This is a genomic window from Rugosimonospora acidiphila (genome assembly GCF_039543385.1).
Classification (GTDB): domain Bacteria; phylum Actinomycetota; class Actinomycetes; order Mycobacteriales; family Micromonosporaceae; genus Rugosimonospora; species Rugosimonospora acidiphila.
Genome location: NZ_BAABJQ010000012.1, coordinates 213,815 through 237,811, shown reverse-complemented (window position 1 = coordinate 237,811; position 23,997 = coordinate 213,815). Strand labels below are relative to the sequence as shown.

The following is a 23,997-nucleotide window of genomic DNA, read 5'->3' as shown; positions in this document are numbered from 1 at the left end:
TGGCGGAGAGGCCGCCGTGGCGGAACGGCGGCGATGACGAAGAGGCCGCCGTGGCGGAACGGCGGCGCTGGCGAAGAGGCCGCCGTGACGGGACGGCGGCGATGACGAAGAGGCCGCGATGACGAGAGGGCGGCGATGGCGAAGAGGCGGCGATGACGGCGTTGACCCGGGCGCAGGTGCTCGGCCTGCGGATGGCCAACCTGCTGCTGCGCCCCGGTCCCGGTGGCACGGGCCGGCCGACCGACGTGGCCGAGGTAGTGACCTGGCTCGGGGCGATGCAGGCGCAGGATCTCGCCAGCGGCCTGTGGTCGTTCGGGGTACGACTGCCGGGACAGACCGCCGCCGACGTCACCGCCGCGCTGGAGCGGCGCGAGGCGCTGCGCACCTGGCCCATGCGCGGCACCATCCATTTCGTCCCGTCCCGCGACGCGCACTGGATGGTCGGCCTGATGGCCGAGCGGGTGCACCGGAGCGCGGCGAGGCGGCAGGCGGAGCTCGGTCTCACGGAGGAGATCGTGGCCCGCGCCATGGAGGTGCTGGGCGCGGCGCTGGCCGGCGGCGGGCGGCTGACCCGCTCCCAGTGCCTGGCGCTGCTCACCGATGAGGGCATCGACACGTCCGGCCAGCGCGGCTATCACGTGCTCCTGCAGGCCAGCCACCACCGGCTGCTGTGCATGGCGCCCAACGTCGGCAAGGAGCAGAGCTTCGTGCTGCTGGACGAGTGGGTGCCCGACCCTCACCTGCCCGACCGCGACGAGGCGCTGGCCACCATCGCGCTGCGCTATTTCCGCGGCCACGGGCCGACCACCCGGCAGGATTTCACCGGCTGGACCGGGTTGACCGTGGCGGACGCCAGGCGCGGCATCGCGGCGGCCGGCGACGCGCTCGCCCGCGTCACGGTCGACGGTGTGGATGCCTACCTCGACCCCGGGCTGCTCGACAGCGTGCGGGGTGACGCGTCGCCGTTCCCGTCCGGCGGCGCGGAGGTCGTCGTGCTGCCCGGGTTCGACGAATACCTACTGGGCTACAAGGACCGCTCGCTGATGGTGGCCGACGAACACCTGGCGGCCATCATCCCGGGCAACAACGGGATGTTCCGGGCAACGGTGGTGCGCGACGGCCGAGTCGTCGGCACCTGGCGGCGCACTCTCGCGAAAACCGCGGTGCGCATCGCGGTCCAGCCGCTGGTGCCGTTGAGCAAAGCCGATCGGGTGCGGGTCGAGCGGGCGTTCGAGGGGTACGCCCGGTTCGTGGAGCGCTCGCCGGAGGTGCACTGGTTGTAGGGGGACCAGCGCGCTAACCGCGCCTATGCCGGGCGGCCCGGTGATGCCGCCCGGGGCCCGGCGCGGAGGACGTCGACGACTGATGCGTCGGGGAAGCAGGCCCGCCAACAACCGGCCGCCGGGGACGCGAACCAGTTGCCCGGCGAGCGGTGGGCGCTCGCCATGCCTGCCCATCGACGCCCGTTCGTATGAGGGCACAATATAGACCCACACGCTCGCGCGAGCGTCGTCGCGAATGGCTGGGCATGGGGGCGACGGGGCCGGAAACGGAACGGGCATCACTGTGCCGGAAGGAGTTCGGTGGAGTTTCGGGTGCTCGGTGCGGTCGAGGTACTGACACCACGGGGCACACTGTCGGTCGGACCGCCCCAACGCAGAGCCGTACTGGCCGCCTTGCTCGTGGACGCCGGCCGGCCGGTACCGCCCGAGGTGTTGCTGGGCAGGGTCTGGGACGACGCGCCCGACGGCGCCCGGCGGGCCCTGCACGCGCACATCACCCGGCTGCGCCGGCTCCTGGCCGACGGCGGCCAACCGGCCACGCTGGTGCGCCGGTCCGGCGGCTACGCGCTGGACATCGCGCCGGGCGACATCGACCTGCACCGGTTTCACGGCCTGGTCGCCGCGGCCCGGACGTCGCGCCGGGCGCACGGTGAACGGTCCGCGCTGCTGAGACGGGCGCTCGGGCTGTGGCACGGCATGCCGCTGGCCGACGTGGCCGGCGACTGGGCGGCCCGGACGAGGCAGGCGCTGCTGCGCCAGCGCCTGGACGCCGCAGTCCTGTTGACCGATGTCGAGCTTCAGCGCGGCGCGCACGGCGCGGTCATCCAACTGGTGCGTGAGCTGCTCGTCGAGTACCCGTTGGCCGAGCCGCTGCACGCCGCCCTGATGCGCGCGCTGGTGGCCGCGGGCCGGCAGGCCGAAGCGCTGGACACGTTCGCCGCGCTGCGCACCGGACTGCGTGACGGGCTCGGCGCCGAGCCCGGCGCCCAGTTGCACGAGCTGCACCAGGCGATCCTGCTCGGCCGCGCGCTACCGGCCACCGCACCGGACCCGGTGCACGACGGCCCAATTCATGACGGCCCAATTCATGACGGCCCGATCCACGAAGGCCCGGCGGGCGGCCCGCACAACGGTTGGCCGCACAACGATGGGCCCCACGAGGACCACCCGCACGAGCATCCCGCGCACGATTCCGTGGCGCACGGCACCCCGGCGCCAACCCGATCACGGCCGACCGGGGTGGCGGCCGAGGGCGAGGCGGATGCGGATACGGATGCCCAGAGTCCGTCATCGCCGCCGCAGCACGGTGCCCCGCACGGCACCGCGCCACCCCGGTGCCTGCCCCGCGACCTGGCCGACTTCACCGGGCGGGAGCCGGTCCTGCACCGCCTGCTCGACGCGGTCTCGGCCGAGCGGCACCCCACGACCGCACCCATCATCCTGTCCATCGACGGCATGCCCGGGGTCGGCAAGACCACCCTCGCCGTCCACTTCGCCCACCGGGTCGCCGGCCGCTACCCCGACGCCCAGCTGTACATCGACCTGCTCGGTCACGACGCCGACGCGCCGCTGGAGACCGGCGCCGCCCTGGACACCCTGCTGCGCCAGCTCGGCGTGCCGGGTGACCGGATCCCCGACCGGCTCGACGAGCGCATCACCCTCTGGCGGGGCGAACTGGCCGGCCGTCGCGCCCTGCTCATGCTCGACAACGCGGCCACCAGCGACCAGATCCTGCCGATCCTGCCCGCCGAGCCCGGGTGCCTGACGCTGGTCACCAGCCGGCGTCGGCTGCCCGAACTGGACGGCGCCACGACGCTATCGCTCGACGTGCTGACCACCGCCGAGGCCATCGCGCTGCAGCGACGCATCGCCGGCGACCGGGTGACGTCCGCCCCGGAGGCTGCCGAGGAGGTCGCCCGCCGCTGCGGACACCTGCCGCTGGCCATCCGGCTCGCCGCCGCCAGGCTGGCCCATCGCCCCTCGTGGGGCATGTCGGGCCTCGCCGAGCGGCTGCGTACCGCCGTGACCCCGCTACGGGAACTGGTCGCGGGCGGCCGCACCGTCGAGGCCGCCTTCGCCTTGTCGTACCAGCAGTTGCGCCCGGCCGTGCAGGTGTTCTTCCGGCGGCTCGGCGGGTACCCCGGCCTCGACATCACCAGCGAGGCGGCCGCCGCCCTCGTCGGGATCCAGCCCGCCGAGGCGGACGAGGTGCTCACCGAGCTCGTGGACGCGCACCTCGTCGAGGAGCGGGTCGCCGGCCGGTACGGGCTGCACGATCTGCTGCGCGAGTACGCCAGCCAGCTCGCGTCCGCCGACCCGCCCGCGCGGCGGCGCACGGCCACCGTTCGGCTGCTCACGTACTACCTGCACGTCAGCGCCACCGGGGCGGCCTTCCTGGAGCCCAACATCTCAATGCCGTTCGAGTACTCGCTCGAACCGGTGCCCGCGTGGATCCGCCCGCTGGGTGACGAGTCAGCGGCGGAAGACTGGTTCGAGGCCGAACGCGCCAACCTGGTGGCGGCCATCCAGTTGGCTGCCGAGGAACGGCACGACCGCCTGTGCTGGCGGCTGACCCGGGCCGTTTGGCGCGACCTCTACTACCGCGGGTACGACGACGCCTGCCTGCACACCCACCGCCTCGCCATCGAGGCCGCCGACCGGGCCGGCGAACCGGAGGGCGTGGCGCTGGGCCACAACAGCGTCGCCGCCATGCATTTCCGCCGCGGTCGCTGGGATCAGGCCCTGCGCCACCTCGACGAGGCCATCGCGCTGCGGGCCGCGCTCGGCGACCGGGCCCAGCAGGCGAGTTCGCTGAACAACAAGGCGACGGTGCTGAACGCGTGCGGACGCTACCGCCAGGCCCTGGCGGTCCACCGGGAGGCACTGGCGCTGTGGCTGGCCATGCCGCAGCCCAACGAGGGAGCGCTGCTGAGCTACTCGAACATGGGCCAGAGCTACATGTACGCCGGCGATTACGCGGCGGCGGAGGAGACGTACGTGCGGCTCACGGAGCTGGCCGACGCGCTCGACTCGGATCGGCAGCGCAACATCGTGTACGGCCATGTCGGCGAGCTGCGCCTGAAGCAGGGCCGGTTCGCGGAGGCGGTGGAGTTGCTGACCCGGCGCCGTCTCGCCCCGACCCCGGGCGATCCGTTGTTGTTCGCCGAGACGGTGCGGTTGTTGGGAACCGCTCACCGGGGCCTCGGCCAGCTCCAGGAGGCGCTGCACTGCCACCGGCAGTCCCTGTCGATCCTCCAGGAGACCGGGGCGCTGTTCAGCGAGTGCGACTCCCATCTTGAGCTGGCCGCCACCCTCCGCGCCCTGGGCGATCGTCCGGCCGCGCTCGACGAGTACCGGCAGGCACTCGACATCGGCGGGCGGCTCAACCTCGAACGCCAGGTCGGCGAGGCCGTCGAGGGCCTGGCCCGGCTCGATACCGGCTCCGCCTGAGGCCGCTGCGAACCCGCCCGGTCAACCGGAGCGCGGTTAAATTTGACCCGTACCTCAGGGTCCGGGTTTACCGTCTCGATCATGCGGGTGAGCGAGTTGGCACGCAGAACCGGTACGACGATCCGGGCGCTGCGCTACTACGAGTCGTTGGGTCTGGTGGTGCCGACCCGCGGCGACAACGGATACCGGGACTATCCGCCCATCGCGGTCGAGTTGGTGGGGCAGATCCGGGAGTTGACCGCGCTGGGCCTCCGGGTAGAGGAGACCCGCCCGTTCGTGGAGTGCCTGTGCGACGGACACGATCAGGGCGATGCGTGCCCCGCCGCGCTGGCCACCTACCGGCGGGCCGTCCTCGACCTGGACGACCGGATCGCCGGCCTGGCGGCGCAACGCGACAGCCTGCGCGCCCGGCTCGACGCGGCCGCCGGGCGGGTTCTCGACGCGGCCGCCGGGCGGGTGCTCGATGCCGCCGCCGAACCCGCGACGACCCGCACCGCCGCGTCCGCGCGCGTCGCGTCTCGCACCGCCGCTTCTCGCGCCGGGTCCGTGGGGGCGGCTTCTCGGGCCGGGGCGGATCGCCCCGCGGCGACGGATCCGGGTCGCGACCCGGCGGCGCTGGTCGGAGGCCGGGTGGGTGTGCTCGCGCTGGCGGCCACCGATGGCCGCACCGTCGACCTCGGTGCCGGCGGTGACGGCCGCAGCGTCGTGTTCGTGTACCCGCTGTCCGGCCGCCCCGGAGTGGACCTGCCCGACGGGTTCACCGAGATCCCCGGCGCCCGGGGCTGTACCGACCAGGCGTGCGGATTTCGCGACCGGCACCGGGAACTGCTCACGGCCGGCGCCGATTGCGTGTTCGGCCTGTCCGCCCAGTCGACCGGCTACCAGCGCGAGCTGGCGTACCGGCTGCGGCTGCCGTACCCGCTGCTGGCCGATCCGGGCCTCGCGGCCGCCCGGGTGCTGGGACTGCCCACCTTCACCGTCGGCGGCATGACGCTCTACCGGCGGCTCACCCTCATCGTGGTCGACGGCGTGGTCGAGCACGTGTTCACCCGAATTCCCGAACCCGCCGGCCATGCCGAACAGGTGGTGGGCTGGCTGCGAGAGAGGATCAGCCATGAACCGTGTTCTGGCCGGTGACTTCGACTACGACGCCAAGGGCGCGGGGTACGCCCTCGAGCGCCGGCCCGATCCGCGGATCGCGGCCCGGGTGCACGCCGCGCTCGGCAACGCCCGGACCGTGCTGAATGTCGGGGCCGGAGCCGGATCGTACGAGCCCGCCGACCGGTACGTGGTGGCGGTCGAGCCCTCGGCCGGCATGCGGGCCCAGCGACCGGCGGACGCCGTACCCGCGATCGACGCGCGCGCCGAGGATCTGCCCTTCGACGACCGGTCCTTCGACGCCGCCATGGCGATGGTGACCGTTCACCAGTGGACGGACGGCATGAAGGGGCTCGCCGAGCTGCGCCGGGTGACCCGCGGCCCGGTGCTGGTGCTGACCTTCGACGGGGACGCGCTGGATCGGCTGTGGCTGGCCGAGTACGTGCCCGAACTCGTCGTCGCGGAGCGCCGCCGGTACCCGGCCATCGACGCGATCGCGGCGGCCATCGGCGCCAGCCGCGACGTCCAGGAGGTACCCGTCCCGATCGACTGCGTCGACGGGTTCACCGAGGCGTTCTACGCCCGCCCGGAGCGGTTCCTCGACCCGCGCGTCCGCGCGGCCCAGTCGGCGTGGGGCTTCGTGGACGAAACCGCCACCGCCCGGGCCGTGGAGCGGCTGCGCGCCGACCTCGACAGCGGTGCCTGGGACCGGCGCTTCGGGCACCTGCGCACCCAGCCGGAGTTCGTCGGCTCGCTACGGCTGCTGGTGGGCAGGCCCTGACCGGTACGGTCGGGTCACTCGTCCGGGGCTGAAGCCGTTGCGGCGCCCGGCCGGCGCGAGAGCGCGACGGCCGGGCCCGCACGGTCCGGCTAATTGATCCAACCGTGGCCGTCGGGAGCGGCGGCGCTCACAATCTGGTGGGACACCTGGGTGCCGCGCGGTCGCTGCGGTGACGTCACTCGGCGGGCCGCGTACCTCGCCGGCGTCGCCACCTCGACTGCCCAAAGACGGCGGCGCCGCCGAGAACCAGTACGCCGAGGACGCCGAACACCCAGAGTGTCGCCGAGCCACCGTCCGCGCTCCGCAGCGCCACGGCTCGCAGGCTCGCGGTGCCCGGGCCGCCGGCCGCGATCCCGGCGGGCGAAGTGACGGCGGGCGAAGTGACGGCGGGCGGCGTCAGGGTGCCGCTGGACGAGACCTGCGGCCTCGTGGCCGTCGTGGTCTTCGCGGCGGCGGGCGCGGAGGCGTGGACCACCGGCGTGGCCGTCCGGGTAGTCGGCGCGGGCTTCGACCGATCGGCCGTCCCGGGCCCGCTGGCCGCCGTGGGCCGGGTGGCGGCTTTGGTGGGCGCGTGCGTCGGGGCCGGGTTTCCGGTGGTCTTCACCGGGCTCGCGTCGATGGTGAACGTCGCGGTCACCGTCGCGACCGAAGCGCTGTTGCCTCGGGTACTCAGGGTGTGCGCCCCCGGCTTGTCGTACCCCGGGTTGCTCGGCGGCGTGGTGTGCACTGTCGCGACGCAGAAGTCACCGTCCAGCACCGCCGGCGCGTCGCCGATCACGTCACCATCCCACAGCATGGTGACGACCACGATGGAATCACACAGCCTGAACTCGGGGTGGTTGGGCAAGATCGCCGATTGCCGGTACACCAGGGTGAGCGGCGTGGTCGCGGTACCGTGGCTCGGGCTCACGGTCAGCGACGGCGCGCTGTCCGCCCAGGCGGCGGGAGAGCCCGTCGAAAGGCCCACAATGCCAGCCGTTGCCACAGCCAGCAGCCCCGCTGCCGTCCGGAGAAGTATGCGCACCGGCAGATTGTGAACGGCGCTCATGATCTTGTCTAGGCGCCGGTTCGGCGGGAACAGATGGGCCGACCGGATACCGCTCCAGGCTTTGGGACTTCCGAATCACCGCGCTGGTTCTCAGTAATTCGCGGTATACCGCCGCTATTCTGTCGATATGGCTGATCTTAAGCGGTTCGGAGCTGAGTTCCTCGGTACCCTGCTGCTGGTCTTCTTCGGGGTGGGCAGCGCCATCGCCGCGCGCAAGGAGGGCGGTGTGGTGGTCGTGGCGCTCAGCTTCGGTTTCATCCTGCTGGCCCTGAGCTACATGCTCGGACCCATCTCCGGCTGCCACGTCAATCCGGCCGTGACGCTCGGTGCCCTGGCCACCGGACGGATCTCGGTGGGCGGAGCGATCGGGTACTGGATCTCCCAGTTCGTCGGCGCGATCGTGGCCGCGCTCCTGCTCTGGGTCCTGGTGCACTCCGGCGGGGTCACCGACCAGAGCGGCACGCTCGGCGCCAACGAGTACGGCGCCCACATCAACCTCGGCGGCACCTTCCTGCTGGAGATCGTGCTCACCTTCCTGCTGGTACTGGTGATCCTCACCGTCACCAGCCGGGTCGAGCAGTCCAGCGTCGCGGCGGTCGCCATCGGCATCGCCATCGCCGCCTGCCACCTGGTCGGGGTGGCCCTGGACGGCACCTCGGTCAACCCGGCCCGGTCGTTCGGGCCGGCGATCTTCGCGGGAGACACGCCGCTGTCCCAGCTCTGGGTCTTCATCGTGGCGCCGCTGATCGGCGGCCTCCTCGCGGCCGCCGTGCTGCGGTTCGTGCTGGGGAACGCGTGGCGCCCCCAGGCCGCCGGAGCGCCAGGACCTGACGCCAGCCGGTAGTCGCGCCGGGTGCCGGTGGGCCGGCGGCTCCCCCCTGCGACGAACGGGATGCGGGCTCGGAGAACGGCGGCCGGCCGGCGGCTACGGGCTGTGACGTAAATCCGAAATGGTCGGGCAAGCGGCCGGGGCGGCACCGGCGGCCAGTACGTTCGCCTCGGGCAGCCCAGGCGCCAGCAAGCAGCCCCGGCCCAGCACCTCGAACCGGTATCGGAGATCCACATGCCGCCCACCGCTCCCGCGATCGACTACGGCCACGTCCAGCCCGCTCAGGTCTACTTCGACGACCTCGACGCGATGGGTCTGCTGCACCACGCCCGGTACGCCATGATTCTGGATCGTGCCCTCACCGCGTACTGGGCCGGGCGCGGATACGTGATCGGGGGCGGGAACATGTCCCCGGACAGCTTCAACGTGGTGCGGGAGCTGACCATCGAGTACCGTGCGCCGATCGTGGCCCACGGTGAGGTGCTCGTCCACCTCTGGCTGAACCACCTGGGCACCACCAGCGCCGAGTACGGCTTCCGGATCCTGTCCGCCGACGGCGGCGTCGTGCACGCCGAGGGCCGGCGCGGGGTCGTCAAGATCGACCCGAGCACGCTGCGCCCGACGCCCTGGACCGACCAGGTTCGCGCGGACGTCGCCGAATTGCTGCGCCCCGCACAACCCTGAGCCGCAAGCCCTGAGCCGCAAGCCCTGAGCCGCGCGGTCCTGATCCGCAGTCCTGAGCCGCGCAGGCGCCCTTTCCCTTCCTGGCGCGATCCAAGTAACCGCGCAAACCCCAGCCAGTAGCCGCGCCAATCCCGCCCGGTAGCGAGGAGTTCGCGAAGCACCGTCCCCTTCACATCGGCGTGAACTCGATCCCGCCTTGGTGGAGATACCTCAGTGACAGGTCGTCGTCGGCTGGGAGAAGGGGGTCATGCGGTGAAATCATGGCAGAGCGCGGCGCTGAGGTGCTGACGCGAGATTTGACCGACGCGGATTTGATAGCCGCGGTCGGCCAGGACGAGAACGCGTTCGCCGTCCTGTACGACAGGTACGCGACTCAGTTGTACCGGTACGCGTATCCGAGGGTGGGTCGCGAGGCCGCCGAGGACGTGGTGGCCGAGACGTTCCTGGCGGCGTTCCGGGCGATCGGTCGGTACGACACCAGCCGGACCGACGCGCGTCCGTGGCTGTTCGCCATCGCCACCAAGGAACTGGCGCGCTACCACCGAAAGGAACGGGCCCGGTACCGGGCGTTGGTCAAGGCCGCGTCGCAACCGGCGGAGGACGAGTTCGCCGAACTTGTGGACCGCCACGTGAGTGCCGGTGCGGCGGGTCGTGCGCTGGCCGCCTCGTTGGCGGCGCTGGCACCGCGAGATCGAGATGTGCTGTTGCTTTCCGCCTGGGTCGAGCTGACCTATGACGAGATCGCGCGGGCCCTGGAGATCCCGGTGGGAACTGTGCGGTCGAGGCTGAACCGGGCCCGCCGCAAGATGCGCGAGACATTGAAGACTTACCACGTAGAGGTTTTCTGATGAATGACATTGATCTGCTGCGTCAGTGGCACGCGGCGCAGGTGTCGTCGGAGACTCCGTCGGCGCAGGTTCGGGTTCGGGCACTGACCGGCCAGGCGCCGCGACGGCGGGCGAAGAGCCCCCGGCTGGCCTGGTCCGTGGGGCTCTCGGCGGGGCTGGCGGTCGTCGTCGTCGGCGGTGTCGCCTGGTCGCAGGATCCGCCGGGGTCCGGCGCCCAGGGCGGGACCGGCCCGGCATCGGCACAGTCCGCCGTCACCGGCGCCCAGGTGCTGCGGGATGCGGCCATGGTGGTGCCGCAGGGCGCGACCGCGCCGCGGGCGAACCAGTTCGTGTACGTCAAGCAGGTCACGCTCGGGGCGGCGGGGCCGGCCGGGGCCCAGGACGGCGGTGCCGACGGGGCGCAGCTGCGGCAGGTCTGGCGCTCGGTCGACGGCGGCCGCGACGGCGTGCTCAAGGGCGGCCCGCTCAAGGGGACCGGTGCCCAGTTCACCTCCGCGGTGCCGGCCTGTCGCGACGGCCGGGTGGCCAAGGTCGGCCCGGACGGCACGGTCGTCCCCGGCGAGTACGAGTCGATGCCGTGCCAGCCGAATCCCGAGTACCTGCCGAACCTGCCGACGAACCCCGGGGACATGTCGAAGTGGCTCAGGGATCCGAAGGCCATCGCCAACGGGGCGGCCCAGGCCGACGGCTCCGGGGCGGGCGGCGCCCAGTCCGATGTCGTGGCGTTCAACGACGCGGTGAACCTGTTGGACAACTACTACCTGACCGGGCCTCAGGAGTCCGCTCTGTTCGAGGCGCTCGCGCAGCTGCCGGGGCTCACCGTGCGGGACAAGGCGACGGATCTGGCGGGACGGCAGGGGATCGCGGTGTTCCCGCCCTCGGCGGTGCCCGCGACGACGAAGCCGGCGCCCGGGGTCGCGCCGACCGCCGCACCGCAGGCCAAGGTTCCGGACCTGATCTTCGACCGGCACAGCCACGCGTTCCTCGGCTCCGCCATGTTCGCCACGCTGGACACGGCGATCGTCGACAACGCGGGTCAGCTCCCGTCCTGACCTAGGCCCGGCCGGACCCGGCCGCGGGGCGCCCGTACGGGGGCCTCGCGGCCGACCGGCGTCTCGCGCCGCCCCGTTGGCGTCAGGGGCTCAGGTGAGCCGGACGGACAGGCCCTTGCCGCCGAACTCCTGGCACACGAACACCGGCTCGCCGGGGGAGCTCAACGCCTCGTCGTACCGGTACCCGATGTCGTCGAACTTCCGCAGGGCGGCGGGAGTGTCCTTGACCCGCCCGGTGACCAGCCACCGGGCGAACGCACCACGGGCGATCTTCGCGTGCACCACCACGAACTTCGGCGTCCCCGTGGCCGGGTCGACGGTGAGGAATTTCGGCGTGACCACCCGGTCGGCGTCGAGGTGGGCCGTCACGGCCTTGCTGTACTCGCCGGCCGCCAGGTTGACGATCCGGCCCGTGCCCGGCAACTGCTCCACGATCGCGGTGCCCCAGAACTGGTACAGGTTGGCGTACCCGTCCGGGCGGACCCGGTACCCCATCTCCAGCCGGTACGGGCTGATCCCGTCGAAGGGGCGCAGGATGCCGTACAGGCCGGACAGGATCCGCAGGTGGGTGTCGGCGTACCGCCGGTCGGCCGCGCGCAACGAGTCGACGCGCAGGCCGCTGTAGATGTCTCCGACGAAGCTCTCCGCCGCGGGTGCCTGGTCGTCCGGGTCGGTGCTCCACCGCGCGTACTGGTCGTGCGTCCTCTCGGCCAGGTCGGCGGAGACGGTCATGATCTTGACCAGCTGGGTGGTCGACAGCGTCCGAAGGTGATCGATGAGTTCCTTGGCGCGATCCAGCAGCACCGGCGTCCCGGTCGGCTTCGTGCCGGACGTCGGCGGCCGCATGGTCTTCGAGCTGTGCATAAGGATGATCACGTGGCCTCCCAGCGTTCCGGCCAGCACTCTAACGGTCGGGGAGCAGGGGCGGCCTCTCGCCATACCGGCCGGCCCGCTCGCCGACCGGCGCCGAACCCGCGGCCGGCGACGGCCCGGCGGCGGGGTCGCCGGACGGGCGACCCGGAGGCCGCACGGCCAGCAGCGCCAGCAGCCCGCACGCGCACAGCGCGGCCGACATGCCGTACGCGAGGCGCAGACCGAACCGTTCGGCCAGGCCGAACAGCGGACCGGCCAGCATCGCGCCGACCGGGAACGAGTTGGTGAACAGGGTGGTGGCCCGCCCCGGGCTGTCCGGCAACATGTCCTGCATGTACGAGATGCCCAGGCCGGACACGGCGGCGATGAAGGCGGCGTCGACCACCTGCCCGACGGCCAGCACCCAGATGGCGGGCGCCGCCGTGGCCAGCGTGTAGTAGGCGACGCCACAGCCTGCACCGGCGAGCAACAGGGCACGCACCCCGATCCGGGCGGCCAGCACGCCGAAGCCGAGCATCAGCGGGATCTCCAGGGCGGCACAGAGGCCGAGGATGGGGCCGGCGTCGGTGGCCCGCCCGCCCAGGTCCCGCTCGATGAACAGCGGGAGCGCCTGCACGGCCAGGGTCAGCGGGCACTGCAGCATGGTGAAGGCCGCGGCGCTGGGCAGCAGCGTCCACCGGGACGCCGGGGGCGGTCCGGTCGCGGGCTGGGCGGCGGCCGAGGGCTGCTCGGGCCCGGGTACGGCGGGCCCGGGTACGGCGGGCACTGGTGCAGCGGGCACTGGTGCAGCGACCTCGCGCAGGGCGGTGAGGGCCACCAGCGCGGCGAGGGCGTACATCACCGCCGCCGTCCCGTACAGGTAGTCGAAGCCGCCCCAGGACAGCAGGGCGGCGGCCAGCGGCGGTCCGGTCACCCAGGCGAATGAGAAGACGGTCCGCAGCGAACTGATGCCCATCGCGGCCCGGCCGCTTCCGGCGGCGGACAGGACCTGGCGGGCGTAGGCGAAGGACTGCGGGAACAGCGACCCCGCCGCGGCGGTCATGGTCACCGCCAGACCGAGCAGCACCCAGTAGTCGCGCACGAACGCGGTGAACCCCGCGCCGAGCACGCCCGCCACCGCCGCGCCGATCAGCAACGCGCGGCGCACCGGCCGCCGATCGGACAGCCGCCCGATCAGGGTCGCGGCGAGCACCCCCGACAGCGGCGCGACGAACAGGAAGACGATCACCCGGACCGGGCCGGCGCGCACCGCCGTGCTCAGAAACAGCGACAGGAACGGCGACACCAGCGCCACGGCGATGCCGGTCGCGAAGAACAGCAGGCCGAGCGGGAACATCGCGCGGCGGACCGCGCGTGCGCCGGACCCGGCGACTGGAGCCACGGTCGCACTGTACGGCCCAGCCCGCTCGACCGTCCCGCGATTATTCGCCAGCTCCGATCGAATGCCCGACGACCGGCTCTGGCGAGAGGCGGTCGGCCGTTGGGCCTCGTTCCGTGCGGCCCGGGTCTCGTGGGGTCGGGCCCCCGTCAGCACGGGTCGACGGGGTCTTTCGACCGAGGGGACCCGCCCACCTTCGCCGTCCACGGCCGGGGCACCCTAGAGTCCACACTTCCGAAACGGACGGAACGGGGTGCCGACGATGACCTTCCGCGACCTCCACGACGCGGACCTCCCCCTGCTGCTGCCGAACGCCTGGGACGTCGCGTCCGCACTCGCGTTCGTCGAGGCGGGATTCCCCGCCATCGGCACCACGAGCTTCGGCGTCGCCGCGAGCGCCGGACGGGCCGACGGCGGGCGATCCTCCAGGGACGCCACCCGTGACCTCGCCCGCCGGCTCTCGGTCCTGCCGGCCTACGTCTCGGCCGACATCGAGGACGGCTACGACGACGAACCGGAGCGGGTCGCGCAGTTCGTCGCCGGGCTCGGGGTAGCGGGGATCAACATCGAGGACAGCTCGGCGAACGAGCTGATCGACCCCGCTCGGCACGCGGCGAAGATAACCGCCATCAAGCGGGCCAACCCCGATGTCTACGTCAACGCCCGGGTCGACACCTACTGGCTCGGCCAGGACGCCGACGTCGAGTCCACATTGGACCGAGCGAGGGCATACGTGGCCGCCGGCGCCGACGGCGTCTTCGTACCCGGTGCGTCCGATCCGGCCGACCTTCGCGCCATCACCTCGGAGCTTCCCGTACCGGTCAACGTGCTCGTGATCCCGGCGCTGTCCCTGCGCGAGCTGGGGGAATTGGGTGTCCGACGGGTCAGCACCGGCTCATTGCCGTACCGGGCCGCCATCGACGCGGCGGTCGGGGTGGCGCGCGGCGTACGCGACGGCGGCGAGGTGCCCACCGCCACGCCGTATCCGGCGATGCAGGATCGGCTGGTCCGCTTCGAGCGGCTCCTCTCCCGGTAGCCACGCGCCACAGCCCCAGTCGCCCGCCTCACGAGCCGATGTAGCGCAGCACGGCCAGCACGCGGCGGCTGTAACCGGTCGTGTGGGTCAGGTCGAGCTTGTCGAAGATCGCGTTGACGTGCTTCTCCACCGCGCTCTGCGAGACGTGCAGCTGGCCGGCGATGCCGGCGTTGGTGTGCCCCTGCGCCATCCTGGCGAGCACCTCGCGCTCGCGTGCGGTGAGCCGGTTCAGCGGGTCGTGGTGGCTCGTACGGGAGATCAGCTGCCGTACCACCTCGGGGTCGAACGCGGCGCCACCGTCACCCACCCTGCTGATCGCGTCGAGGAACTCACCGACCTGGGCGACCCGGTCCTTCAGCAGGTACCCGACGCCGGTGGGGTCGGAGCTCAACAGCTCCGTCGCGTACCGCCGCTCCACGTACTGCGACAGCACGAGCACCCCGACGCTGGGCCACCGGCGCCTGATCTCCAGCGCGGCGCGCAATCCCTCGTCGGTGTGCGTCGGCGGCATCCGGACGTCGATCACCGCTACGTCCGGGCGGTCCGCGTCGACCGCGGCCAGCAGCGCGGACCCGTCGGCCACGGCGGCGACGACCTCGTGGCCCTCCTCCGCCAGCAGCCGCACCAGCCCCTCTCGCAGCAGCGTGGAGTCCTCGGCCAGGGTCACCCGCACGGCAGCTCCGCGATCACGCTGGTGGGTCCGCCGGCCGGGCTGTCCACCCGCAGCCGTCCGTCGAGGGCGGCCACCCGCCGGGCCAACCCGGTCAGCCCGCCACCGGCCGGGTCGGCACCACCGACACCGTCGTCGCTGACGCGGACCTCGATGACGCCGGCCGCCCGGGTCGCCTGGACCGTGACCTGACGCGCGGCCGAGTGCTTGACGGCGTTGGTGACCGACTCGCAGACGATGAAGTAGATGACCGTCGCGGTGGCCCGGTCGAGCGCCCCGGGCAGATCGAGGTCGATGCGCACGGGCAGGGCCGACCGTTCGGCCACCGTCTCCAGCGCCGCGGGCAGGCCGCCGTTGTCGAGCGTGGTGGGGTACACCCGCCAGGCCACCTCCCGAAGCTCCTCCAGCGCCCGCTGGGACTCGTCGTGCGCCTGGCGGATCAGCGCGTCAATCCGTTCCGGCTGCTGCGCGCGCCGGGCCCGGCCGAGCAGCATGCCGAGCGCGACGAGGCGCTGCTGGACACCGTCGTGCAGGTCCCGCTCGATGCGCCGCCGCTCGTCGTCGATGGCGGCGACGACGTCGGCGCGGGTGGCGGCCAGCTCACTGATCCGCCGCCGGAACGCCTCGCGCTCGTTCGGCGCCGCGAGCCAACGGCCGAGCCGCCGCTCGAGGTTCGCGACCGCGTGGATGCCCTGCAGTACGAGGAAGGCGAGCACCGCGCAGGCCACGACGAGGTAGGCGACGATCCACCCTCGCGGCGCTATCCCGTCCGGCCGCCCGCCGTGCAGCCAGACCCAGACCGCCAGCGCGACCGTCCGGGCACCGTATCCGAGCAGCGCCAGTACCGCGCCGCCGAGCAGGCCGGTCATCAGGCGCAGGGACAGGAAGCCGAGCGCCCGCCGGTCCGGGTACTCCCGGGGTGTCGGTTCGCCGAAGAACGTGGCCATCCGCCAGCCCTCGAACCCGGTGAGCCCGCGTAGCCCGGACCGCGACCCGCGCACGGCGGTCCGCCGGGCCGCGGGCCACCCCGACAGGGCGGCGACGCACAGGCCGGCGGCGACCAGGTACCCGACCTCGACCGGCACGGACAGGCAGCCAAGCAGCAGACCGGCCACCATCCGCGCCCAGCGCAGCGGCATCCAGGGGGGCGCGGCCGTGCCGGGCTGCGCCGCGGGCGGCCGACCCCGACGCGTCGGGCGGGCCCCACGCGTCGGGCGGCCCGGACTCGTCGGGCGGTGCCAGCGGTCGCCTGCCATCCGGGCAACCTCAACGGCGCCGGGAGACGGCGTGCCGGCGCACCGACCGCCGCTGCCGGCGCATCCGGGACAGCACGAACCAGGCCGCGGCCACCACCGCCAGCACCAGAACGACCTTGGTGAGCAGCCCGCCGTACGTCTCGACGACCGTCCAGTTCGCTCCGAGCAGGTAGCCCGCCATGACAAAAATCGTATTCCACCCGAGACTGCCCGCCGCCGTGTACGTGACGAACCTCCGCACCGGCATGCGCTCGACCCCCGCCGGCACCGAAATCAGCACCCGGAAGACCGGCAGCATCCGGCCCAGCAGCACGGTCTTGGCGCCGTGCCGCGCGAACCACGCCTCCGCCCGGTCGACGTCGGTCAGGTGCACCAGCGGCGCTCTGGCGGCCAGGGCCCGCACCCGATCGTGTCCGAGCGCGGCACCGAGGTAGTAGACGACCAGGGACCCGGCGACCGAACCGACCGTGGTCCAGGCGATGACGGCGAGCAGGTTCAGGTCTCCCCGGCTGGCGGCGAACCCGGCCAGCGGCAGGATCGCCTCGCTGGGCAGCACCGGCACGATGCTGTCGATGGCATTCGCGACGCCCGCGCCCGCGCTGCCCAGGGTGTCCATCAGGTTGGTGGCCCAGTCCGCGACGAGGCCGGCAATTTCGATCACGCAGGTGACGCTACGGATCCGGCCAGTACCGGACCATGCGGTGCGCCGCCAACCTGACCTGCGGAAAACCACACCCACACCACACCCACGGCGCGGTGGCTCGGTCGCGCGGCGGTTGGGTGCGCGACCGCTCGCGTCGAAGGGGGCTGCGCCCGCCGAGAGCCTTCCGGCAGGATGCTGCGTGACACCGACCCGAGAGGTTCCCATGTCACCCAGACTCTTGGCCAAGTTCGCGATGGTCGCGCTGGTCGCGGCCGCGACCCTGCAAACAGCATCCGTGCCCGCACTCGCCGCGCCCTCGGGCACCGGTCCGGCCGCCACCGGTGCGGCCCCCGGCGACCGCGCGGCGGTCGTCGGCGGGGGCGGCTGGGCACACGCCGGATCTCCGCCCGGTGCGACACCGTCGGCCGGCGGCGCGGCACGCGCGTCCGGTCCGGCCGCCACACCGCCCGGCTATACGGTCGCCGGGATCGACGTGTCCAGCAACGACCACTCCGGCGGCCAGACCATCGACTGGGCCGGACAGGCCGCCGCCGGGGTGAGGTTCGCCTACGTGAAGGCGACCGAGGGCTCCGACTACCTCAACCCGTACTTCGCCTCCGACTACCAGGCCGCGAAAAACCAGGGGCTCTACGTCGGCGCGTACGACTACGCGCGGCCGGACTCCGACGACCCGGTCGAACAGGCGGACTACTTCCTCGCCAACGCGCAGTGGGCGAACGACGGGCAGACCCTGGTGCCCCTGCTGGACATCGAGTGGCCCTACGCCGCCATCGGGCTGCCCGACTGCTGGGGGCTGACGCCGACACAGATCTCGTCGTGGATCGCGAGCTGGGTCAACGAGGTGCAGGCGAAGATCGGCCGGGCACCGATGATCTACACCAGCACGGGCTGGTGGAACCCCTGTACCGGTAACGACGCGTCCTCCGCGAACCTGCCGTTGGACATCGCCGGGTACAGCGCCTCGCCGCCGACCCTGCCGGCCGGATGGAACCAGTTCGCCCTCTGGCAGTACGCCGACTCCCCCTGGCCGGGCGACAAGGACGTGTTCAACGGCACGCTCGCCGGGCTGGCCGCACTCGCCGGGGTGGGTCAGGTGACCCCGCATCCGGCCTTCGAGAGCGTACTGGCCCGGACCCCGCAGAGTTCTCTGGTGGTGTACCCGAACGCGCACGGACGCGGCGCCTCCACGCTCAGCCCGTCGACGACCGTCGGCCTCGGCTGGGGCGGCATGAACCCCATCGACACCAGCGACGTCAACGGGGACGGCCGCGACGACATCGTCACCCGCGACGGCTCCGGAAACCTCTGGGAGTACCCGGACGCGGGCGGCACCGGCACCTCGACGTTCGGCGCGAAAATCAAGCTCGGCGTCGGCTGGGGCGGCATGAACCTCATCGAGACGGGCGACGTCAACGGGGACGGCCGCGACGACATCGTCACCCGCGACGGCTCCGGAAACCTCTGGGAGTACGCGAACGCGGGCGGCACCGGCACCTCGACCTACCACCCGGGCGTCAAGCTGGGCGTCGGCTGGGGCGGCATGAACACGGTCAAGCTGGCCGACCTGAACGGCGACGGCAAGGTCGACCTGATCGCCCGGGACTCCTCCGGCAACCTGTGGATGTACCCGGGTACGGGCGGCACCGGCACCTCGACCTTCGCCAGCCACGTGCAGCTGGGCGTCGGCTGGGGCGGGATGAACGCGATAGCGCTGGGCGACATGAACGGCGACGGCCGCCCGGATCTGATGGCCCGGGACAGCGCCGGGGTGCTCTGGCTGTACCCGAACGCGGGCGGGAACGGTGTCCACACCCTGGCCGGGCGCAGCGAACTCGGCACCGGCTGGGGCGGGATGACAACGCTGGACCTCGGCACCTTCTAACAAGCGGTGGCCCTCGCCCGTCGCCTCTTCAGCAGACGGCGGGCGGGGAGGGCGGCGGGCGGGGGCGGGGGCGGGGGTGCCGGATTGGCGAATTTCGGTGATGCCTGGTAGGGAACAATGATGAACTTCACTGCCGAGCCGGCCGTACCCCCACCGTCGTTCACCGTCCGGCCCGGGCGGGCCGGCGACCGGGATGCGGTCTGGCCGCTCGCCCGGGCGCTCGCGACCTCCAGGGTGCCGACCCGGGAGGCATTCAACGAGACCTTCGACGGGCTCCTCGACGCGCCCGACCGGCTACTCCTCGTCGCCGAGACCGCCGAGCCCCCCGAGACCGGAGCGCCCGGCGAGCCCGCGATCGTCGGCTACGCCCTGGCGTTCGCGCACCGGGCGTTCCACTCGGACGGACCCGTCGTCTGGCTGGAGGAGATCGTCGTTGGTCCCGCCAGCCGGGCGCTCGGTGCCGGCAGGTCACTGATGGCCGCCGCCGAGGCGTGGGCGCGCGATCCGATCGGCGCCGCGTACCTCGCCCTGGCCACCCGGCGGGCCGCGCCGTTCTACCGGGCCCTGGGCTACCAGGGGTCGGCCACGTATTACAAGCGCGACCTGGCCGGCCGCTAGCGCCCGGCCGCGTCCCTGGCCCGGGCCGCCATTGCCCGCAGTTGGTTGTCGCGCCCGTCGCCGACCAGTCGGCGCACCGGCCCCGGGCGGCCCGGGTCGGCGAGCCACGCATCCGTCGCGTCCACAACGGACTGTTCAACGTGGATGGTCGGGTACCCGGACACGACGAACTCCTGCCCGGCCTGGTTGTCGTGGGTGTTCCAGAACGGCCCGATAGCGGCGAAGTACGCCGGCACGTACGGCCGGGTCAGCGCGAGCTGCGACGGATGGTAGAAGCCACACAGCAGTGCCCGCCGCAGCCAGTTCGGCAGGTCCTCGCCGACCAGCCGCCGCCAGGTGAGCTCCTTCGACTCTGGGGTGGGGATCAGCGCCCGGGCGGTGGCGGCGGCCCGTTCGCCGCTGGCCGTGCGGTCCCGGGCCAGCTCGGCGTCGATCTCCTCGGTGCCGGCCGCGCCCTCGGCGACCAGCGCCGACACGATGGCCCAGCGCAGCTCGGTGTCGACGGCCAGGCCGTCCGGCACCCCGTCGCCGGCGAGCCAGCCCCGGAGCACCGCCAACTCGGCCGGGGCACGCGCGGCGCAGACGAACGCCCTCGCCCAGGCCAGCCGCCGCCCACCGTCGCGGCGCGCGGTCGGCCCCGCCGCCGTCACCTCGCTGGGCCGGCCCGCCGCCGTCATGTCGCTGGACCGGCCCGCCGGCGGCATTTCGCTAGGCCGGCCCGCCGGCGGCACGGTGAGCGCCGCCAGGGCCGCCTCGGCGATCCGCCGCCGCCCGATCGGTGCCCAGGCCGGGTCCGCGTAGTGGTCGAGGACGGTCTGCACCTGGCGCAGGGTGCTCTGGTCGATGGCGGCCTGCACCTGCCGCAGCGCGCTCGTGATGAGGTTGATATCCGTCTCGGAGGGCAGCGCCGTGCAGACCAGCCGGACGAACTCGCGGGCGGGCAACTCGGCGTCGCGGGTCAGGTCCCAGCACGCGGCCCAGCACAGCGCCCGGGCCAGCGACGACTCCAGGCCCGGCAGGCGGTCGAGCACGGTGGCCAGGGAGCGCGGGTCCAGCCGGACCTTGGCGTAGGTGAGGTCGTCGTCGTTGACCAGCAGCAGATCGGCGGCGGGCACGCCGACGAGTCCGGGAACCGCCGTGCGCCGCCCGGTGACCACCAGCTCCACGCGCTCGCGACGGCGCAGCCGTCGACCGTCCACGTCGTACAGTCCTATCGCGACCCGGTGCGCGCGCAGGGTCGGGTGCTCCGCCGGCGCCTCCTGCTCGATGGCGACCGACTCGTACCTGCCGTCCGCCGTGACGGACACGGCCGGGCGCAGCGTGTTCACCTGTGCGGTCTCCAGCCACTGGGCGGCGAACTCGCGCAGTCCCGTGCCGCTGGCCCGTTCCAGGGCGGTCAGCAGGTCGTCGAAGGTCGCGTTGCCCTCCGAGTGCGCCGACAGGTACGCCCGCAGCCCGGTCAGGAAGGCGTCGGTGCCCAGGTACGCGACGAGCTGCTTGATGACCGAGGCGCCCTTCGCGTAGGTGATCGCGTCGAAGTTGGCCTCCACGGAGTCGACGTCCGGCATCCGGGAGTGGACGGGGTGGGTCGAGGAGAGCTGGTCCTGCCGGTAGCCCCAGTTTTTGCGGATGGACAGGAACGTGGTCCAGGCGTCGGTGAAGCGGGTGTTCGACGCGCTGCACCAGTACGCCGCCCAGTCGGCGAACGCCTCCTTGAGCCAGAGGTCCTCCCACCACCGCATCGTCACGAGGTTGCCGAACCACATGTGCGCCAGCTCGTGCAGGATGTGGTTGGCGCGCTTCTCGTGCTCGAAGTCGGTCACCCGGGACCGGAAGATGAAGTACTCCTCGCCGAGCGTGACGCAGCCGAAATTTTCCATGGCCGCACCGTTGAACTCCGGCACGAACACTTGGTCATACTTTGGCAGCGGATAGCGCGGGCCGAACTGGCGGTGGAAGAAGTCGAAGCCCTGCCGGGTGATGAGGAACAGCTCATCGGCGTCCAGGTGCCGCCGCATCGAGTCGCGGATGAACAGGCCCAGCCGGATCCCGTCGTGGTGCTCGCTCACCTCGTGGTACGGGCCAGCGCACAGCGCCGTCACATACGTACTCATCCGCACCGATGCTCCGAAGTGGACGGTCTTGGTACCCGGCACGCGACCCGGCTCAACCCGCTCCACCGGTGCGTTCGACACTACCGTCCAAGGTGCTGGGACGAGCACGTGCCACGCGTATGCGGCCTTGAGGTCGGGCTGGTCGAAGCAGGCGAAGACCCGTTGGGCGTCCGCGATCTCGAACTGGGTGTAGAGATACACTTCGCCGTCCACCGGATCGACGCCGCGATGCAGCCCCTGGCCCGAGGTGGAGTACGCGAAGTCGGCGTCGATCACCAGCCGGTTCTCCGCGGCCAGACGGGGCAGCACCAGCCCGGCCCTGGCCGACCACGCCGAGGTGTCGAGGCCCACGCCGCCCAGTCGGGCCGAGCGCACGCGCGCCGCGGCCAACTCGATGAAGGTCGACGTGCCCGGCTCGGAACAGCCGAACGACACCCGGGTGGTCGAGCGGAACGTACCCGCGCCCGGGCCGCCGGAGCCGTCCGTCAGGTCGAGGGTGATGTCGTAGCTCGACACGTCGAGCAGGCGGGCCCGCTCGGCCGCCTCGACGCTGGTCAGGTTGCGCCATTCGGACACCCGCCAGAGTCTAGGGACAATCGCGCCCGGGCACCGACCACGGCGATGACCGAGGTCAGGCGGGTACCATGGGCATTCTGGCTACTGACGAGGAGGGCTCGTGTCGGCCCCCGGCACCCGACCACTGCGTGCCGACGCTGCGCGCAACCGCGAGCGGCTGCTCGATGCCGCCGTGCGGGCGTTCTCGCAGGACGGTCCCGACGTGACGCTCGACGGGATCGCGAAGGACGCGGGCGTCGGGATCGGCACGCTGTACCGGCACTTCCCCACCCGCGAGGCGCTCATCGAGGCGGCGTACCGCAACGAGCTCGCCCGGCTGTGCGATGCCGCCGCCGACCTGCTCGTGGCCATGCCGCCGGACGCCGCCCTGCGCACCTGGATGGATCGGTTCGTCGACTACATGACCGCCAAGCGGGGCATGGCCGACGCGTTGCGCGCGGTCATCGCATCCGGTGGCAATCCGTACGCGCAGAGCCGAGATCTGATGAGTGCGGCGGTCTCCTCGCTGCTTTCGGCGGGGGCCGAGGCCGGCACCGTGCGATCGGACGTCGACCCCGCCGATGTGCTCGCGGGACTGAGCGGGGTGACCCTCGCGGCGGGTGAGCCGGCGCGTCGCGACCAGGCCAGCCGCCTGCTGGATCTGCTGATGGACGGTCTGCGCTATCACGCGTCGGGCGACCGGAACCTCCCCGCCTGAGCCATCCGCGTCGTTGCCGCCGATCCAGCGCGGATGTCCCGGTGATTTCCGGCCCGGTGTCGGGTTTTCGGAGCCGCCCGCGGGCTGGTCAACCGGGTCCGCGCGCCGGAATGTCTGGCCGGCCCGGCCGGTTGTAATCAGGTACGCCGACATCGTCGCGAGGCGCGTACCCGAAATCCCACCCAGGCATCCAAGGCTTGAGGACGCGCGCCCTGATCCCGGAAAGGTCCTCCCTTTGAAGACCAATCTCACTCGATGGCTGCCGCCCATCAGCAAGATGCCCGCTCGCAAGACCGCGCTGTGCGCGGCCGGATTCGCCGCCGTGTGCGGCGGCATCGCCGGCCCCGCGGCGGCCGCCTCCGGCGCGCCCGCTGCGGCGGACTACACGACGGCCGCGGTCGTCAAGCAGGCCCCGCACGACAAGCAGGCCCCGCACGACAAGCAGGCCCCGCACGACAAGCAGGCCCCGCACGACAAGTCGGGCATGGGCAAGTCAGGCATGGGCAAGGACAACGGCAAGCCTGGCGCGAACACCAAGCCGCACACCGCGCCGGCCCCGCCGATGCCCGTCGCGAAGCAGTTGAACTACCAGTACCAGTTGCAGAGCAACTTCTTCTACTGCGGCCCGGCCGCGACCCGGATCGCGGTGAGCGTGCAGGGGCACTCGCCCAGCCAGGACGAGCTGGCCACCAAGCTCGGCACCACGATCAACGGCACCAACTCGGCCGTGGACACCACCCGCGTGCTGAACGCCGTCGATGGCAACAAGTCGTACCACACCACGTCGATCCCGGGTAAGAACGCGACCCCGGCCCAGGCGACCAAGTTCCGGTCGGATGTCGTGCAGGCCATCAATGCCGGTAACCCGATCGTCGCCAACATCGCCGGTACCGCCACGGACACCCTCGGTGGGATGCACTCCTACGACGGCGGGCACTACGTGACGGTGGTGGGGTACCAGGACAACGGGAACAGCGTACTGGTGGCCGACCCGGCCGACACCGTGGCCGACGGCTCGTACTGGGTGCACACCACCGATTTCGCCAACTGGATGGGCACCCGGGGCTACTCGTCCTGACCCGGGGTTCTCCCGGCGTACCGATCCCCCTGGCGTACCGATAAAGCCAAATCCCTTTCGCACCGGCCCGGCCCGGCGGCTC

20 protein-coding genes are annotated in these 23,997 nt (G+C 72.4%); 13 read left to right on the top strand and 7 right to left on the bottom strand.

What is annotated here, in order from left to right; translation table 11 throughout:
• Positions 1–152 precede the first annotated feature (152 nt).
• The 4 genes from ABEA87_RS21505 to ABEA87_RS21490 all read left to right on the top strand — a co-directional run bounded on the left by ABEA87_RS21505 (position 153) and on the right by ABEA87_RS21490 (position 6,612).
• Positions 153–1,283, top strand: coding sequence for a winged helix DNA-binding domain-containing protein (locus ABEA87_RS21505; protein ID WP_345632103.1), 1,131 nt, complete (start codon positions 153–155; stop codon positions 1,281–1,283).
• Between the two features lie 300 nt (positions 1,284–1,583).
• On the top strand, positions 1,584–4,733 hold the full coding sequence (locus tag ABEA87_RS21500; protein ID WP_345632101.1) for an AfsR/SARP family transcriptional regulator: 3,150 nt from the start codon (positions 1,584–1,586) through the stop codon (positions 4,731–4,733).
• Between the two features lie 81 nt (positions 4,734–4,814).
• Positions 4,815–5,870 carry a MerR family transcriptional regulator gene (locus tag ABEA87_RS21495; protein WP_345632100.1) on the top strand — a complete coding sequence of 352 codons (1,056 nt, stop codon included), beginning with the start codon at positions 4,815–4,817 and terminating at the stop codon, positions 5,868–5,870.
• The gene (locus tag ABEA87_RS21490; RefSeq protein WP_345632098.1) at positions 5,848–6,612 is read left to right on the top strand and encodes a class I SAM-dependent methyltransferase; all 765 of its coding nucleotides are present in this window, start codon (positions 5,848–5,850) and stop codon (positions 6,610–6,612) included. Before ABEA87_RS21495 ends, ABEA87_RS21490 begins: the two co-directional genes overlap by 23 nt.
• A 175-nt stretch (positions 6,613–6,787) precedes the next feature.
• Here the strand turns inward: ABEA87_RS21490 and ABEA87_RS21485 are convergent, their stop codons facing one another.
• Positions 6,788–7,636 carry a hypothetical protein gene (locus tag ABEA87_RS21485; RefSeq protein WP_345632096.1) on the bottom strand — a complete coding sequence of 283 codons (849 nt, stop codon included), beginning with the start codon at positions 7,634–7,636 and terminating at the stop codon, positions 6,788–6,790.
• Positions 7,637–7,787: 151 nt separating this feature from the next.
• On the opposite strand from ABEA87_RS21485, the gene ABEA87_RS21480 reads away from it, so the two are divergent.
• The 4 genes from ABEA87_RS21480 (at position 7,788) to ABEA87_RS21465 (ending at position 11,073) form a co-directional block, all read left to right on the top strand.
• Positions 7,788–8,504: an MIP/aquaporin family protein gene (locus ABEA87_RS21480; protein WP_345632095.1), complete on the top strand. Its 717-nt coding sequence runs from the start codon at positions 7,788–7,790 to the stop codon at positions 8,502–8,504.
• A gap of 219 nt (positions 8,505–8,723) precedes the next feature.
• Complete coding sequence (locus ABEA87_RS21475; RefSeq protein WP_345632093.1) at positions 8,724–9,173, top strand: acyl-CoA thioesterase; 450 nt, start codon at positions 8,724–8,726, stop codon at positions 9,171–9,173.
• A 260-nt stretch (positions 9,174–9,433) separates the two neighbouring features.
• Entirely contained in the window at positions 9,434–10,021 is a 588-nt protein-coding gene (locus ABEA87_RS21470) for an RNA polymerase sigma factor (protein ID WP_345632091.1), read from the top strand.
• Complete coding sequence (locus ABEA87_RS21465) at positions 10,021–11,073, top strand: CU044_5270 family protein (protein WP_345632089.1); 1,053 nt, start codon at positions 10,021–10,023, stop codon at positions 11,071–11,073. Before ABEA87_RS21470 ends, ABEA87_RS21465 begins: the two co-directional genes overlap by 1 nt.
• 90 nt (positions 11,074–11,163) lie before the next feature.
• Here the strand turns inward: ABEA87_RS21465 and ABEA87_RS21460 are convergent, their stop codons facing one another.
• Positions 11,164–11,949: a YaaA family protein gene (locus tag ABEA87_RS21460; protein WP_345632087.1), complete on the bottom strand. Its 786-nt coding sequence runs from the start codon at positions 11,947–11,949 to the stop codon at positions 11,164–11,166.
• Between the two features lie 28 nt (positions 11,950–11,977).
• Positions 11,978–13,327: a sugar efflux transporter gene (locus ABEA87_RS21455; RefSeq protein ID WP_345632085.1), complete on the bottom strand. Its 1,350-nt coding sequence runs from the start codon at positions 13,325–13,327 to the stop codon at positions 11,978–11,980.
• A gap of 259 nt (positions 13,328–13,586) precedes the next feature.
• On the opposite strand from ABEA87_RS21455, the gene ABEA87_RS21450 reads away from it, so the two are divergent.
• Positions 13,587–14,360, top strand: a complete 774-nt coding sequence (locus ABEA87_RS21450) for an isocitrate lyase/PEP mutase family protein (RefSeq protein WP_345632083.1) — start codon at positions 13,587–13,589, stop codon at positions 14,358–14,360.
• Positions 14,361–14,388: 28 nt separating this feature from the next.
• Here ABEA87_RS21450 and ABEA87_RS21445 read toward each other — a convergent pair whose 3' ends face one another.
• Genes ABEA87_RS21445 through ABEA87_RS21435 form a run of 3 tightly spaced genes read right to left on the bottom strand, consistent with a single transcriptional unit; the run spans position 14,389 to position 16,947 of the window.
• On the bottom strand, positions 14,389–15,033 hold the full coding sequence (locus ABEA87_RS21445; protein ID WP_345632081.1) for a response regulator transcription factor: 645 nt from the start codon (positions 15,031–15,033) through the stop codon (positions 14,389–14,391).
• Positions 15,024–16,286 carry a sensor histidine kinase gene (locus tag ABEA87_RS21440; protein WP_345632079.1) on the bottom strand — a complete coding sequence of 421 codons (1,263 nt, stop codon included), beginning with the start codon at positions 16,284–16,286 and terminating at the stop codon, positions 15,024–15,026. Before ABEA87_RS21440 ends, ABEA87_RS21445 begins: the two co-directional genes overlap by 10 nt.
• 10 nt (positions 16,287–16,296) lie before the next feature.
• The gene (locus ABEA87_RS21435; protein ID WP_345632077.1) at positions 16,297–16,947 is read right to left on the bottom strand and encodes a DedA family protein; all 651 of its coding nucleotides are present in this window, start codon (positions 16,945–16,947) and stop codon (positions 16,297–16,299) included.
• A gap of 205 nt (positions 16,948–17,152) precedes the next feature.
• Between ABEA87_RS21435 and ABEA87_RS21430 the strand changes: the two genes are divergently transcribed.
• Positions 17,153–18,832, top strand: a complete 1,680-nt coding sequence (locus ABEA87_RS21430; RefSeq protein WP_345632075.1) for a GH25 family lysozyme — start codon at positions 17,153–17,155, stop codon at positions 18,830–18,832.
• A 120-nt stretch (positions 18,833–18,952) separates the two neighbouring features.
• Positions 18,953–19,450 (top strand): GNAT family N-acetyltransferase, encoded by a 498-nt coding sequence (locus ABEA87_RS21425; protein ID WP_345632073.1) that lies wholly within the window; start codon positions 18,953–18,955, stop codon positions 19,448–19,450.
• Here ABEA87_RS21425 and pepN read toward each other — a convergent pair.
• Positions 19,447–22,140, bottom strand: a complete 2,694-nt coding sequence (gene pepN / locus ABEA87_RS21420) for an aminopeptidase N (protein ID WP_345632071.1) — start codon at positions 22,138–22,140, stop codon at positions 19,447–19,449. The genes ABEA87_RS21425 and pepN overlap by 4 nt on opposite strands.
• A 100-nt stretch (positions 22,141–22,240) precedes the next feature.
• On the opposite strand from pepN, the gene ABEA87_RS21415 reads away from it, so the two are divergent.
• Positions 22,241–22,837, top strand: coding sequence for a TetR/AcrR family transcriptional regulator (locus ABEA87_RS21415; RefSeq protein ID WP_345632069.1), 597 nt, complete (start codon positions 22,241–22,243; stop codon positions 22,835–22,837).
• 277 nt (positions 22,838–23,114) lie between these two features.
• Positions 23,115–23,915: a C39 family peptidase gene (locus ABEA87_RS21410; protein ID WP_345632068.1), complete on the top strand. Its 801-nt coding sequence runs from the start codon at positions 23,115–23,117 to the stop codon at positions 23,913–23,915.
• Positions 23,916–23,997: the final 82 nt, after the last annotated feature.